The sequence below is a fragment of the Polynucleobacter sp. Nonnen-W13 genome, from assembly GCF_018881735.1.
Lineage (GTDB): Bacteria > Pseudomonadota > Gammaproteobacteria > Burkholderiales > Burkholderiaceae > Polynucleobacter.
Genome location: NZ_JACVPU010000001.1, coordinates 776,153 through 790,681, shown reverse-complemented (window position 1 = coordinate 790,681; position 14,529 = coordinate 776,153). Strand labels below are relative to the sequence as shown.

The window sequence follows — 14,529 nt, the reverse complement described above, 5'->3', positions numbered from 1 at the left end:
TTTAAGATGTCCCGTGCTCAATGTCTTATAAAGGTTTAACAGAATCTAAGCAGCGCTTATGTTCTACGTGATACACAAATTCATCCATGTAATGCTTCAACATGCCACGAACAGGCATAGCGGCTGCATCACCCAAAGCGCAAATCGTACGGCCTTGAATATTGGCTGCTACATCATTTAACAAATCTAAATCTTCTGGACGACCTTCGCCGTGCTCAATGCGGTGAACAATGCGCCATAGCCAGCCAGTACCTTCACGACAAGGAGTGCACTGACCACAAGACTCTTCGTGATAGAAGTAGGACAGACGTTCTAAAGCGCGAACCATACAGCGCGTTTCGTTCATGACGATGACTGCGCCAGATCCCAACATGGAACCGGCCTTTGCAATACTGTCGTAATCCATGGTGAGGGTCATCATCTCGGCACCCGGAATCACTGGGGCAGACGATCCACCAGGAATTACAGCTTTCAATGGAATGCCATCACGCATGCCACCAGCAAGCTTTAATAGCTCAGCAAATGGTGTGCCCAACGGAATCTCATAGTTACCTGGATAAGTGACATCTCCGGAGATGGAGAATATTTTTGTACCGCCATTATTCGGCTTACCCAACTCTAAATACGCAGGACCGCCGATTGCCATGATGAATGGCACAGCAGCAAATGTTTCAGTGTTATTAATAGTAGTTGGCTTGCCATACAAACCAAAGCTAGCAGGAAATGGCGGCTTAAAGCGTGGTTGACCCTTCTTACCCTCAAGTGACTCTAAGAGCGCAGTTTCTTCACCGCAGATATAGGCACCCCAACCCGGAGAAGCATGTAATTGGAAGTTGAAATCGCTTCCCATGATCTTATCGCCAAGATACCCAGCAGCACGGGCTTCTTCAAGAGCCTCCTCGAAGCGAGAATAGACTTCCCAAATTTCACCGTGAATATAGTTGTAACCTACAGAGATACCCATAGTGTAGGCACCAATAATCATGCCCTCAATTAAGGCATGCGGGTTGTAACGCATGATGTCACGGTCTTTAAATGTGCCCGGCTCACCTTCGTCACTATTGCAAACTAAATATTTTTGGCCAGGGAACTGACGGGGCATAAAGCTCCACTTCAACCCAGTTGGGAAGCCTGCGCCTCCACGACCACGTAATGAAGATGCCTTTAATTCAGCAATAATGGCGTCTGGTGCAAGCTGGTCATTGATGATGCGACGCAGTTGTTGATAACCGCCTCGGCTTTCGTAATCTTTTAAACGCCAGTTTTCACCATTCAATCCCGCTAGGATCAAAGGCTTAATGTGTCTATCGTGCAAGCTAGTCATACTGCTTTCCCTTCTGCACGAAGTTCGCTTAACAGCGCATCAATCTTTTCTTTACTCATAAAGCTACACATGCGCTTGTTGTTCACCAACAGCACTGGAGAATCACCGCAAGCACCCATGCACTCACCCTCTTTTAAAGTGAAGGTGCCACAAGGCGTTGTCTCGTTGTAGCCAATGCCAAGCGTTTCTTTTAAATAGCTTGCCGCAGTCTCACCATGCGATAGCTGGCAAGGTAGGTTTGTGCAGATCACCAGCTTGTACTTACCAATCGGCTTGGTGTCATACATATTATAGAAAGTAGCTACTTCATCTACTGCAATAGTTGGCATTTCTAAAATTTGGGCAACTGTTTCAATCACCTCAGGTGAAACCCAACCCACTTCAGTTTGAGCGGCAATTAAAGATGCCATCACAGCAGATTGTTTTTGCTCTGGAGGATACTTCGCAATATTACGTGCAATATCTGCAAGCGTTTTATCAGATAGTTGAAGAGTTGTTGTCATGAATTCATCCTTGGCACGCTGTATTAGCGGTCAATCTCCCCGAACACGATATCTTGGGTTCCAATAATAGTTACAGCATCAGCCAACATGTGGCCGCGTGACATCTCATCCATTGCTGAGAGATGTACAAACCCTGGTGCACGAATCTTCATACGGTAGGGCTTATTCGCACCATCAGAAATCAAGTAAATACCAAACTCACCTTTTGGATGCTCAACAGCAGAGTAAGCCTCACCATCAGGAACGTGCATACCTTCAGTAAAGAGTTTGAAATGGTGAATCAACTCTTCCATATTGGTTTTCATATCCACACGCTTTGGCGGAGATACCTTATGGTTGTCGCTCATGACAGGGCCATCATTTGCCTTGAGCCAGGCTACGCACTGTTTAATGATGCGGTTCGATTGACGCATCTCTTCCATGCGAACTAAATAACGATCATAAGAGTCGCCATTAACGCCAACAGGAATATCAAAGTCGAGTTTGTCGTAAGTTTCATAAGGCTGCTTTTTACGCAAATCCCACTCAATACCGGAACCACGCAACATAGGGCCAGTGAAGCCAAGCTGCAAAGCGCGCTCAGGAGTCACAACACCAATACCAACCAAGCGCTGCTTCCAAATGCGGTTGTCAGTTAAGAGATTGCAATACTCGTCCACGTTGGCATCAAAACCATTGGAGAATTGCTCAATGAAATCAAGCAATGTACCGCTGCGGTTTTCATTCAAACGCTTAATGGCAGAGGTGCTGCGAATCTTAGACTTTGAGTATTGCGCCATTTGTGTTGGCAGGTCACGATAGACACCGCCCGGACGGTAGTAAGCAGCATGCATACGCGCTCCGGATACGGCTTCGTACATGTCGAAAATATCTTCACGATCGCGGAAGGCGTACAGGAACACGGCCATGGCACCAACGTCTAGGCCATGACAACCAATCCACAAGAGATGGTTTAGCAAACGTGTTAGCTCGTCATACATCACCCGGATGTACTGCGCACGCAAAGGCACGTCTACTTGCAGCAACTTCTCAATGGCCATTACGTAAGCATGCTCGTTTGCCATCATGGATACGTAGTCCAAACGGTCCATGTAAGGAACGTTTTGAATCCAGGTACGAGTCTCTGCTAATTTTTCTGTAGCGCGGTGTAATAAACCAATGTGCGGATCAGCGCGTTGGATCACCTCTCCATCAAGCTCTAACACGAGACGCAATACGCCGTGGGCGGCAGGATGTTGAGGTCCAAAGTTGAGGGTGTAGTTCTTGATTTGTGCCATGACTTAAACCGGGCCTCCGTACTGCTCTTCGCGCACGATACGTGGCGTGATTTCACGCGCTTCGATTGTGACTGGCTGATACACCACACGCTTTAACTCTGGGTCATAACGCATTTCTACGTTGCCAGAGATTGGGAAATCTTTTCTAAATGGATGGCCGATGAAACCATAATCAGTCAAGATGCGGCGCAAGTCTTCATGACCATCAAACAAAATACCGTACAGGTCAAATGCCTCACGCTCAAACCAATTAGCCGAAGCCCATACTGGGGTGAGAGAGGCAACTACTGGGTAGGCATCTTCTGCTGCAAATACGCGCACACGCAGACGCCAGTTATGAGCAACAGATAAAAGATGAGTCACTACGCCAAAACGCTGACCACTCCACTGCCCGTCTCGGTAGTCCTGATAATCCACGCCACACAAATCAATCAATTGCTCAAAGGCCAATGATGGCTCATCGCGCAATAACATAGCAGATTCGAAGTAGGTGCTTGCATGAAGTACCACGGTGACTTCGCCCAAGGCAATCTCAATAGATTGCGCGTGCTTACCTAAAACTTTTTCTAGATTGGCGGCGAGCTGAACTAAACGATCTGACATGGATTAAGCCTTCCGTGCAATCGTGCTGGTGCGAGCGATCTTGGATTGCAACTGAATAATTCCGTAGATCAACGCTTCCGCGGTAGGAGGGCAACCAGGCACGTAAATATCGACTGGCACAATGCGGTCACAGCCGCGAACTACTGAATAGGAGTTATGGTAGTAACCACCGCCATTAGCACAGGAGCCCATAGAGATGACCCAGCGAGGCTCAGGCATTTGATCGTAAACCTTACGGAGCGCCGGTGCCATCTTGTTACACAAAGTGCCTGCCACAATCATCAAATCTGATTGACGAGGAGATGGGCGGAACACCACTCCAAAGCGATCCAAGTCATAACGGGAAGCGCCTGCGTGCATCATTTCTACAGCACAGCAAGCAAGGCCGAATGTCATTGGCCATAAAGAACCATTACGAGTCCAGTTAATTAACTGGTCCGCAGTAGTGGTAACAAATCCTTCTTTGAGAACGCCTTCTAATGCCATATCGATCACTCCCAGTCGAGAGCGCCCTTTTTCCAGATATATACGAAGCCCACAATAAATTCCAATAGGAAAATCACCATAGAGGCATAACCGAACCAGCCAATATCCCGCAGAGCTACACCCCAGGGAAACAGGAATGCAGTTTCTAAGTCAAATAAGATAAATAGGATGGCGATGAGGTAGTAGCGTACGTCGAATTTCATGCGCGCATCTTCGAATGCCTCAAAGCCGCACTCGTAAGGCGACAATTTTTCAGCGTCTGGCTTCGAAGGAGCCAATATTTTTCCGAGGAACATGGGTACTAAACCAACCCCAATACCTACAAGGATAAAAAGCAGAACAGGAAAGTAATTTGCGAGATTCAAAATGGTCCTGAGTCGTTCGTCTGGTAAGTCCTAAGAAGCTACAAAATTATCAATTACTCCACTACAAAAAACCTTGATTTAGAGCATAAAGCCCTACAATTTTTACAATTTGGTGCCGACGGCGAGACTCGAACTCGCACAGCCTAAGCCACTACCCCCTCAAGATAGCGTGTCTACCAATTTCACCACGTCGGCATCTTGTAAAACTTGTCAATTCTACTGCATTGCACCACTCAATTACCTCAAAAATAGCGCTAGAAACTACTTAAAACCCTATTTTTTACTTTGGAACAGCTGGCTTAGTCGGATCTTGAACTGGGGCTACTGGTTCAGCAACGGGGGCTACAACGGGAGCCACGGTGCCAGACAAAATTCCAGGGCTTACTTCCTTTTTATTTCCGATCCATGTAATGCCTAAAGTGCAAACAAAAAAGATTGCTGCAAAGATAGCCGTTGTATGGGAGAGGAAGTTAGCTGACCCGCTGGCACCAAAAAGACTGCCGGAGGACCCAGAACCAAAAGCAGCACCCATATCGGCACCTTTGCCCTGCTGAAGCAATACGAGCAAAATCACAGCTAAAGCTGAAATAATTTGTAAAACGATCAATAAAGTCTTAAACCATTCCATGGCTTATCTCCAAATAAAAAATCTAGGCCTGACAAATGGCTAAAAAATCCTGAGGATTCAATGAAGCACCCCCAATCAATCCACCATCAATATCCGGCATTGCAAATAGTTCAACGGCATTATCAGGCTTGACACTGCCGCCATACAAAATTCCCACATGGGAAGCTACATCTTCATCAAACTCAGCCAACTGCAATCGAATCGCTCTGTGCATATCCTGAGCAATTTGAGCGCTGGCCACCTTACCTGTACCAATAGCCCAAACAGGCTCATAGGCAATCAGACAGTCGGCCAAACGGTCTTGCAAAATCGTCACTTGCTTTGAGATTTGACCTCTGACTACCTCAACTTCACGGCCAGAGTTACGCTCATCTGCAGACTCACCAACACAAATCACAGGAACCATGCCGTTGTCTAATACCTGCAGTGCTTTTTCTGCCACCTGCTCATCAGCCTCCTGATGGTACTGGCGACGCTCCGAATGCCCCACAATAACGTAGGCGCAATCTAATTCTTTGAGCATAGAAGCTGCGACATCGCCGGTATAGGCTCCCGCCGGGTAAGCTGATGCATCTTGAGCGCCTAAACTTAAAAAGGCTAAAGAGCAGTCACGAATTAACTCGCCGCACTGCGACAAATAAGGCGCTGGGGCACAAACTACATACTTACGGCCCGCAGGCATTCCCTGTTCCATGCCGCGGCAAACAGTCTTAATCCAGTCTGCATTACTTGCAAAGCTGCCATTCATTTTCCAGTTGCCGATAACAGTGATTGGACGCATGAAATCTAACTCAACACTTAAACGGTCAACACAATCTTACCAACGTGCTCAGATGACTCCATCAAACGATGGGCATCAGCCGCTTGGTCTAAGGTGAATGTTTTATAGATCACTGGCTTTAACTTGCCTGCATCTAGCAAAGGCCAGATATGGGCATGCAACTGTTGGGTAATTTGCTTCTTAAATGACACTGGGCGTGGGCGTAATGTAGAACCTGTAATGGTCAAGCGACGACGCAAAATTTGATTCGTACTCACTTCCGCTTTTGATCCACCCTGAATTGCAATGATGACAATACGACCGTCATCAGCCAGGCAATCGATTTCTTTTTGTACGTAAGCGCCGGTGACCATGTCCAGAATGACATTGACACCCTTACCGTCTGTAGCCTTCTTTACTTCCTCGACAAAGTCTTGCGTCTTGTAATTGATCGCCAAGTCGGCACCTAAAGCTACGCAAGCAGCACACTTCTCATCGGTACCTGCAGTCACAAATACTTTATGACCTAGGGCTTTCGCAATCAAAATAGCTGTTACACCGATACCGCTTGAGCCACCTTGAACCAATAAAGTTTCGCCTTGTGATAGTTCGCCACGCATGAAGACATTACTCCACACGGTATAAAACGTCTCTGGTAATGCGGCAGCCTCTTGATCGGTAAATCCCTTTGGATAAGGCAAGCATTGGGCAATTGGGGCTATGCACAAATCTGCGTAACCACCACCCTGCACTAGTGCGCATACCTTATCGCCAATCTTCAGTCCGAACAGATTATCGGGATGATTTAAGTCACCACCAATAATCTCACCAGCTACTTCAAGGCCAGGAATATCAGATGCGCCCGCCGGGACAGGGTAATGACCCTTACGTTGTAAAACGTCTGGACGATTAATCCCAGCAGCCAAAACACGAATCAGAATCTCGCCAGACCCAGCACTAGGAAGTACTGGATCAGGACGAGTGCCAGACACCAGCATTTCTGGTGCGCCAAATTCTTTGATTTCTATTACGCGCATATGAATTCCGCTTGCTAACTAAACTACTTAAGCGTTTTCGCCAGATACGGGAGCAGCTTCAGCACCAGCCAAAGGAGCAATCGTGCCACCCTCATCCGCCATTGCAGCTTTGAGAGATAAACGTAAACGACCACGCTCATCAGCAGCCAACAACTTCACGCGAACAACTTGGCCTTCTGCTAAATAGTCTTTAACTTCTTTTACGCGCTCATTAGAGATTTCAGAGATATGCAAGAGACCATCTTTACCTGGAAGAATGTTTACTAAAGCACCGAACTCAAGCAACTTCACTACTGGGCCTTCGTAGATCTTGCCTACTTCAGCTTCGGCAGTAATGCCTTCGATACGTGCTTTTGCTTCAGCCATGCCTTCAGCAGAAGTAGAGGCAATAGTTACAGTACCGTCATCTTTGATATCGATGCTGCAACCAGTTTCTTTAGTCAAGGCTTGAATTGTTGCGCCGCCCTTGCCAATCACTTCACGAATCTTATCTGGATGAATCTTGAAAGAAACCATGCGTGGGGCATGTGCAGACAATTCAGTGCGAACTGAACCCATCGCTTCTTGCATCTTGCTCAAAATATGCAAACGACCTTCTTTCGCTTGAGCTAATGCAACCTGCATAATTTCTTTAGTAATACCTTGAACTTTAATATCCATTTGCAGAGCAGTAATACCGTTAGCAGTACCTGCCACTTTAAAGTCCATATCGCCCAAGTGATCTTCATCACCCAAGATGTCTGTCAACACAGCAAAACGGTTGCCATCCAAAATCAATCCCATTGCAACACCAGCAACGTGGGCCTTAACAGGAACGCCAGCATCCATCATTGCTAAACAGCCACCGCAAACGGAAGCCATGGATGAAGAGCCATTGGACTCAGTGATTTCTGAAACCACACGAATGCTATAGGCAAAATCTTCTGCACTTGGCAATACGGGAATCAATGCACGTTTAGCCAAACGACCGTGACCAATTTCACGACGCTTCGGGCTACCTACACGACCTGTTTCGCCAGTAGCGAACGGAGGCATGTTGTAGTGGAACATAAAGCGATCACGGTACTCACCTTCGAGCGCATCAATGATCTGCTCATCGCGTGCAGTACCTAAAGTAGCTACTACGAGGGCTTGTGTTTCACCACGAGTAAACAATGCTGAACCGTGTGTGCGTGGCAATACCCCGTTACGAATTTCAATCGGACGCACAGTGCGTGTGTCACGACCATCAATACGAGGTTCACCATTCAAAATTTGGCTACGAACAATCTTCGCTTCGATTTCAAACATGATGTCGCTAACAGCAACCGCATCAACATCACCCTCTTCAGCTAGCTTAGCTAGAACTGTTTTGGAGATCTCTTTGAGCTTGTCTGAACGAGCGCCTTTTTGACGAATCTGATAAGCCTCACGCAATGGTGCTTCAGCCAAGGCTGTGACTTTAGCGATGAATGGCTCATCTTTAGGTGCAGCAGTCCAATCCCACTCTGGCTTGCCAGCTTCGCGCACTAAATCGTTAATTGCGTTGATCGCGGTTTGCATTTGGTCATGACCGTAAACAACGGCGCCCAACATCACTTCCTCTGACAACTGATTGGCTTCTGACTCAACCATCAACACCGCAGCTTGTGTACCAGCAACAATTAAATCCATTTCGCTAGTAGCTTGCTCTGTACGAGTTGGGTTCAAGAGGTATTGACCATTAGCGTAACCAACACGTGCCGCGCCAACTGGACCAGCAAATGGAATACCTGAAACAGCCAAAGCTGCAGATGCAGCGATCAATGCAGGAATATCTGCAGGAACGTCGGGGTTGATCGACAACACATGAACTACTACCTGAACTTCGTTCAAGAAGCCTTCTGGAAACAATGGGCGCAATGGGCGATCGATCAAACGGGAGATCAATGTCTCGCCCTCTGATGGACGACCTTCACGACGGAAGAAGCCACCAGGAATTTTTCCTGCTGCGTAAGTTTTTTCTAAGTAGTCAACAGTCAATGGGAAAAATGACTGTCCAGGCTTAGCTGATTTAGAGGCAACTACTGTACCCATTACTACTGTGTCATCCACGTTAACGATTACAGCACCACCAGCTTGACGAGCAATCTCGCCTGTTTCCATTGTTACCTGATGATTACCCCATTGAAACGTCTTTACTGCTTTTTTAAACATAGTCATTCTGATCTTCTCCAAATTGTTCACGTAAAAGCCACATGGATTTCACGCTTGTCGTGGGATAAAGCAGTGTCACGACAACACTGGAGCGTTTGAAGATCACAAGGGATGCCATTCCAGGGAGGCACTAGGTTCTTCAACCCAGAAACTCATTGGAATGACACGATCCCCTACACAAATAATCTTGAAGCGCTCAAAAAACATGCCATCTGCTTAAGACTGATTCTGTGACGAAACAACCCTAAGATAGATGGCATTGCAATACCGATAAGAATTACTTACGGAGACCTAATTTCTCGATCAATGCGCGATAGCGACCCAAATCCTTGCCTTTGAGGTAATCCAAAAGGCGGCGACGGCGTGAGACCATCTTCAACAAGCCACGACGGCTGTGATGATCTTTAGCGTTAGCTTTGAAATGGGGGGTTAATTCATTGATTCGGGCTGTTAGCAATGAAACTTGAACTTCAGGGCTACCCGTATCGTTTGCGCTGCGCGCGTTATCTTTGACGATTTCCGCCGTTTTAATATCAGCAACTGCCATTTTCATACTCCTTACTTGCGATCACCTGAGCTTTCACCCAATTTGTGTCGTGCATTTATTAATCAAATAAAACAAAAAAGCTTTACAAATCAAAGCCCTCGAATTGTAGCAGATCCGCCTTAAATCCCTAGCTCTAGAGCTAGGCACTCAAACCAGGGCTGGGCAGCAGAGATCAAGGCAAGCCCTTGATTTATATGAAAAAGATGATAAAAATCACTATAAATGCCTATTTTTTAGGCAATTCCCCATCAAATCCCCTCTTATAGCCTGGTGGGTACTTTTGCCACTCCTTGCCACCAAGGCCTTGTTTGTAGCCGTATTCAAAAAGAGCCTGCATATAGGCAGTGTCAAACTCAGTCTTGTGCGGAAATTTGAAGTCTGGCCCAATAAAAGCCAGGTTGAAGCTGACTCCATCAAGCTGAGTGGTGTGATAAATGCGGTACAAATCCCCGATACCCTGAGTCTGAATCATGCTAGAAATTGCCCGCTGAATGATGCTCAGGGTGCCCCGCTCGGTCTCGCGCCACTCAGGATCCAAACGGGCATTGCGAATAATGTAGGCATTTCGTTGTTTCTGTAGCTTCAGTTTCAAATCTTGAGCACGCTGAGATAAGGCGCTGGGATAGAGGAACACCTGAGTAATGGCACCACCGTCCACATGCATCTCCTGAAAGCTTTGCCCAGAAACCTCAAAATCGAACATGACTGGTGAAAATGCCCCTGGTATCGATGCGGATGCCAGCATGACTTTTCTAAAAAGCTCTAAGGCCTCTGGAGTGCCAATACTGGCAATCTTGCCCATGTTCCAAACTACGGGTACGCCTGCATCTAAGTTCGTTGTCCCAATCAAAAGCCAGCGGTTTTTGGTGGTGTACTCATTTGCCACCTTCTTCAGAAAATCTTGATCAATGTATTTTGAAATGAGTTGAAATAAGGGGGTCGTATCAGATAGGCCATCACTCAAAATGCCAGAGATCAACCCACGCTCAATGAAGATATCCTGTGGGCCATATTTTGTATAAACATCACGTAAGACTGGGTCATACTCTTTCCCCATAAATGCAAATGGGGCAATTAATGCGCCAGTACTGATGCCAGTGACTAAATTAAATTGCGGGCGATCGCCGCGCTCCGCCCACCCTATTAATAGTCCAGCGCCATATGCACCATCATCACCGCCACCAGAGAGCGATAAATAATTCGCAGGTGTATTTAAGGTTTTTTCATCCCTCACCTTAAATCCCGCCTGAATATCCACAGCCATCTGATCCACGCTGGATTGACTGGCCACCATATAGCGCACACCAGTCAGACCCGCAATGTGTGCTTGACCCATCTGCTGCGATGGCACTGCTGCTTTGCGCTGCAAACTGCCACAGCCTAGCAATGAAAGTATGAGGAGAACAAAGAAGCAGCGAGTGAACAGAGTCATATTGGGTACTTATTGGACAAGAGGGCTTGTAGGAGTATAAAGATGGAATTCATTCATTGCGAAAATGCAGCAAAGGAAAAAATCCATGCGCACTAAATTTGTCCAAGCATTAGCCTGTGGTCTATTAGCCCTATTGCCCACACTGGTCTACGCACAGTTTTCCAATCCATTTGCTGCCGATAAAACTGTAGCCCAGCAACGCCAAGAGATCCTCAATAAGAGAGAGGAGATCTTAAAGGCTCTGTATCAAGCCCAACCTAAGGCAAAAGAGTTAATTGAGAAATCCGTTGGCTACGCGACCTTCAGCAACTTCGGCATGAAGATATTGATTGCTGGTGGAGGCACAGGTAGCGGTGTCGTTATCCAAAAAGATGGTGCTAAGCCGATCTATATGAATATGGCAGAGGTTCAGGCTGGCTTGGGCCTTGGAATTAAGTCCTTCCAAAATATTTTTGTTTTTCAAACACAGGCCGCACTGAATGACTTCGTCAATTCTGGATGGACATTTGGCGGTCAAGTTACTGCTGCAGCCAAGTATGAGGCAAATGGTGGCGCATACCAAGATGCCACTACAGTGGCGCCAGGGGTATTGATGTACCAGCTCACAGACTCAGGCATTGCGGCAGAAATTACTGGCAAAGGCACTAAGTACTACAAGAGCACAGACCTTAATAAATAAGAGGCGCGATGCAAAAGCCACCGATGTCGCCGAGAATTTCTTAAGGCGTCATCTGCGCATTGAGCTTAGCTTGACTAGGATCATGCAATTTATTCAGCGCTGACAAGTAGGCTTTGGCTGAAGCTGCAATGATGTCCGGATCAGTTCCAACGCCATTCACGATACGTCCACCCTTTGCAAGTCTGACAGTAACCTCGCCCTGGGATTGAGTGCCTGAGGTGATGGCATTGACAGAGTAAAGCAATTGCTCTGCCCCGCTCTTCACGATCTGTTCAATGGCATTCAAACTCGCATCCACTGGGCCATTACCTTCAGCCTCGGAGCTTGCCTCTTTGTCGCCAACCCGAAAAGTCACTTTAGACTTTGGTCGCTCACCTGTTTCAGAATGCTGACTTAAGGAAATAAATTTATAAAATTCACCTTCTTCAGCTGCAGCAGAATCCGACATGATGGCAATAATATCCTCATCAAAGATTTCTGATTTTTGATCGGCTAATGACTTGAAGCGAACAAAAGCCTCGTTCAAATCCGCTTCGGCTTCAATTGCAATACCCAATTCTTGTAAGCGCTGCTTGAAAGCATTGCGGCCAGACAACTTGCCGAGCACGATCTTATTGGCAGACCAACCCACATCTTCCGCACGCATGATCTCGTAGGTGTCACGATTCTTTAAGATGCCATCTTGATGAATTCCTGAAGTATGTGCAAACGCGTTGGCACCAACAACTGCCTTGTTCGGCTGAACAACGAAGCCAGTAATTTGCGAGACCAACTTCGATGCAGGAACAATTTGAGTGGCATCGATACCGCACACCATGTCGAAATAATCCTTACGCGTACGCAAGGCCATGACAATTTCTTCTAATGCTGTATTGCCTGCACGCTCACCCAAGCCGTTAACGGTGCACTCAATTTGACGTGCACCCCCAATTTTGACGCCAGCCAAGGAGTTGGCAACTGCCATACCCAAGTCATTGTGACAATGCACCGACCATACCGCTTTATCCGAGTTGGGCACTCGGGTGCGCAAGGTCTTGATGAATTCACCATATAACTCTGGAGTGGCGTAGCCTACGGTATCCGGAATATTGATGGTGGTAGCACCCTCGTTAATCACTCCTTCAACGACTCTGCATAAGAAATCCATTTCTGAGCGATAGCCGTCCTCTGCTGAGAACTCCACATCCTCAGCCAAATTTCTTGCAAAACGGATGGAACGTTTAGCCTGCTCCAAAACCTCTTCTGGAGACATGCGCAACTTCACTGCCATATGTAATGGGCTAGTTGCCAAAAATGCATGAATCCGTTTTGCATTAGCAGCCTTCAATGCATCAGCAGCCCGAGTAATATCTTTATCGTTAGCGCGTGCGAGTGAGCAGACAATCGAATCCTTCACAGCTGCTGCTACTGCAGAGATTGCCTGAAAATCACCTTCAGAGCTCGCCGCGAAACCAGCTTCAATCACATCAACCTTAAGACGTTCCAGCTGACGAGCAATGCGCACCTTCTCGTCCTTAGTCATGGAGGCGCCAGGTGATTGTTCACCATCACGTAAGGTGGTATCAAAAATGATTACTTTGTCGCTCATCACTACTCTCCGGTTCAATATTGCTTCATTATGCTTACTGCTGATTCATGTTTACTAATGACTAATCCTAAAAACAAAAACCCCAGCAATTTGCTGGGGCTGGTATGTCGTGGCTAATGAATTACTTTAATCTCATTAACTCAGGCCTTACCTGCCCCAAGCTGTAGGCTTAGTGCTAGTAGAAGCAAGTTAGGAAGTGAGAAATTCATCAACATGGATTAAATATAACCTAAATATTCCAAATTAGCTAAAACGACGGCCGCTCAGGTGCTCCCAAGCCCAAATGACATATCCCGAGATGGAATACACCACAAAGAGGCCGAACAAGGTTAAGGGCGGGTTGGACGAAATCAGAACAAAGGTCAGAATCATCAGAACCATGACGCCAAAAGGTACGCGGTAGCGCACATCCAAAGCCTTACCACTGTAAAAACGGGCATTAGATACCATGGTCAAGCCAGCATAAACAGCTAAAAAGAAAGTAATCCAAGGGATGGCACTGTCGCGCACCGGGATCTTATTGTCATCAGCCAGCCAAATAAAACCAGCTATTAAGGAGCCAGCGGCAGGACTAGGCAAACCTTGGAAGAATTTCTTGTCCACTACACCAGTATTGACGTTAAAGCGCGCTAGACGCAAGGCTGCTCCCGCACAGTAGGTAAAAGCAGCTAACCAACCCCACTTACCCAAGTCTTTTAAAGCCCATTCGTAAGCAACTAAGGCTGGCGCCACACCAAAAGACACCATATCAGCCAAAGAGTCGTACTGTTCACCGAAGGCACTTTGGGTATTCGTCATGCGAGCAACGCGACCGTCCATACCATCCAAAACTAAAGATGCAAAGATGGCAATAGCGGCCATTTCAAACTGGTGGTTCATCGCATTGACGATGGCAAAGAAACCGCAAAATAAGGCTGCGGTAGTAAAAGCATTGGGAAGCAAGTAAATGCCTTTGCTACGTTTACGTGGCTTGTCTACGTGCAACTCTTCCACTTCAAAATCAATCCCATCACCCAAGTCCTCTGCCCACTCATCTTGAGTGCGATCAGTACGAGAGTTGACTAAGCGACTACGATCGATACGGCCACGACGGCGAAATGTAGGCAAAGAATGTTCCTAGTTAAA

General features: G+C 46.9%; 15 protein-coding genes and 1 tRNA gene. 1 reads left to right on the top strand and 15 read right to left on the bottom strand.

Going from position 1 to position 14,529, the window contains the following annotated elements:
* Positions 1–25 precede the first annotated feature (25 nt).
* From nuoF to ICN27_RS04090, 13 genes are all read right to left on the bottom strand, one after another.
* Positions 26–1,324 (bottom strand): NADH-quinone oxidoreductase subunit NuoF, encoded by a 1,299-nt coding sequence (gene nuoF / locus ICN27_RS04150; protein WP_215309959.1) that lies wholly within the window; start codon positions 1,322–1,324, stop codon positions 26–28.
* On the bottom strand, positions 1,321–1,827 hold the full coding sequence (gene nuoE, locus ICN27_RS04145) for an NADH-quinone oxidoreductase subunit NuoE (RefSeq protein WP_216269076.1): 507 nt from the start codon (positions 1,825–1,827) through the stop codon (positions 1,321–1,323). The genes nuoF and nuoE overlap by 4 nt, the downstream gene beginning before the upstream one ends.
* 23 nt (positions 1,828–1,850) lie before the next feature.
* Positions 1,851–3,104 carry an NADH-quinone oxidoreductase subunit D gene (locus ICN27_RS04140; protein ID WP_215309955.1) on the bottom strand — a complete coding sequence of 418 codons (1,254 nt, stop codon included), beginning with the start codon at positions 3,102–3,104 and terminating at the stop codon, positions 1,851–1,853.
* Between the two features lie 3 nt (positions 3,105–3,107).
* Entirely contained in the window at positions 3,108–3,707 is a 600-nt protein-coding gene (locus ICN27_RS04135; RefSeq protein ID WP_216269075.1) for an NADH-quinone oxidoreductase subunit C, read from the bottom strand.
* 3 nt (positions 3,708–3,710) lie between these two features.
* Entirely contained in the window at positions 3,711–4,193 is a 483-nt protein-coding gene (locus ICN27_RS04130; RefSeq protein ID WP_011902891.1) for an NADH-quinone oxidoreductase subunit B family protein, read from the bottom strand.
* 5 nt (positions 4,194–4,198) lie between these two features.
* Positions 4,199–4,558: an NADH-quinone oxidoreductase subunit A gene (locus ICN27_RS04125; protein ID WP_011902892.1), complete on the bottom strand. Its 360-nt coding sequence runs from the start codon at positions 4,556–4,558 to the stop codon at positions 4,199–4,201.
* A 110-nt stretch (positions 4,559–4,668) separates the two neighbouring features.
* Positions 4,669–4,753, bottom strand: a tRNA-Leu gene (locus tag ICN27_RS04120).
* Positions 4,754–4,838: 85 nt separating this feature from the next.
* On the bottom strand, positions 4,839–5,186 hold the full coding sequence (gene secG, locus ICN27_RS04115; protein ID WP_216269074.1) for a preprotein translocase subunit SecG: 348 nt from the start codon (positions 5,184–5,186) through the stop codon (positions 4,839–4,841).
* Between the two features lie 22 nt (positions 5,187–5,208).
* Entirely contained in the window at positions 5,209–5,967 is a 759-nt protein-coding gene (gene tpiA, locus ICN27_RS04110) for a triose-phosphate isomerase (RefSeq protein ID WP_215309950.1), read from the bottom strand.
* Between the two features lie 17 nt (positions 5,968–5,984).
* On the bottom strand, positions 5,985–6,983 hold the full coding sequence (locus ICN27_RS04105; RefSeq protein ID WP_216269073.1) for an NAD(P)H-quinone oxidoreductase: 999 nt from the start codon (positions 6,981–6,983) through the stop codon (positions 5,985–5,987).
* Positions 6,984–7,010: 27 nt separating this feature from the next.
* The gene (pnp, locus tag ICN27_RS04100) at positions 7,011–9,164 is read right to left on the bottom strand and encodes a polyribonucleotide nucleotidyltransferase (RefSeq protein WP_215309947.1); all 2,154 of its coding nucleotides are present in this window, start codon (positions 9,162–9,164) and stop codon (positions 7,011–7,013) included.
* A gap of 271 nt (positions 9,165–9,435) precedes the next feature.
* Complete coding sequence (rpsO, locus tag ICN27_RS04095) at positions 9,436–9,705, bottom strand: 30S ribosomal protein S15 (protein WP_112204355.1); 270 nt, start codon at positions 9,703–9,705, stop codon at positions 9,436–9,438.
* A gap of 226 nt (positions 9,706–9,931) precedes the next feature.
* A complete protein-coding gene (locus ICN27_RS04090) occupies positions 9,932–11,137 on the bottom strand; it encodes a patatin-like phospholipase family protein (protein ID WP_216269072.1) in 1,206 nt (401 codons plus the stop codon).
* Between the two features lie 85 nt (positions 11,138–11,222).
* Here ICN27_RS04090 and ICN27_RS04085 point away from each other — a divergent pair, with 85 nt between their 5' ends.
* A complete protein-coding gene (locus tag ICN27_RS04085) occupies positions 11,223–11,816 on the top strand; it encodes a YSC84-related protein (protein WP_215309943.1) in 594 nt (197 codons plus the stop codon).
* A gap of 40 nt (positions 11,817–11,856) precedes the next feature.
* On the opposite strand, the gene ICN27_RS04080 is transcribed toward ICN27_RS04085, so the two are convergent.
* Together ICN27_RS04080 and pssA are read right to left on the bottom strand one after the other, a co-directional pair.
* Entirely contained in the window at positions 11,857–13,404 is a 1,548-nt protein-coding gene (locus ICN27_RS04080) for a 2-isopropylmalate synthase (protein WP_216269071.1), read from the bottom strand.
* 243 nt (positions 13,405–13,647) lie between these two features.
* On the bottom strand, positions 13,648–14,511 hold the full coding sequence (gene pssA / locus ICN27_RS04075) for a CDP-diacylglycerol--serine O-phosphatidyltransferase (protein WP_216269070.1): 864 nt from the start codon (positions 14,509–14,511) through the stop codon (positions 13,648–13,650).
* Between the last annotated feature and the right edge of the window lie 18 nt (positions 14,512–14,529).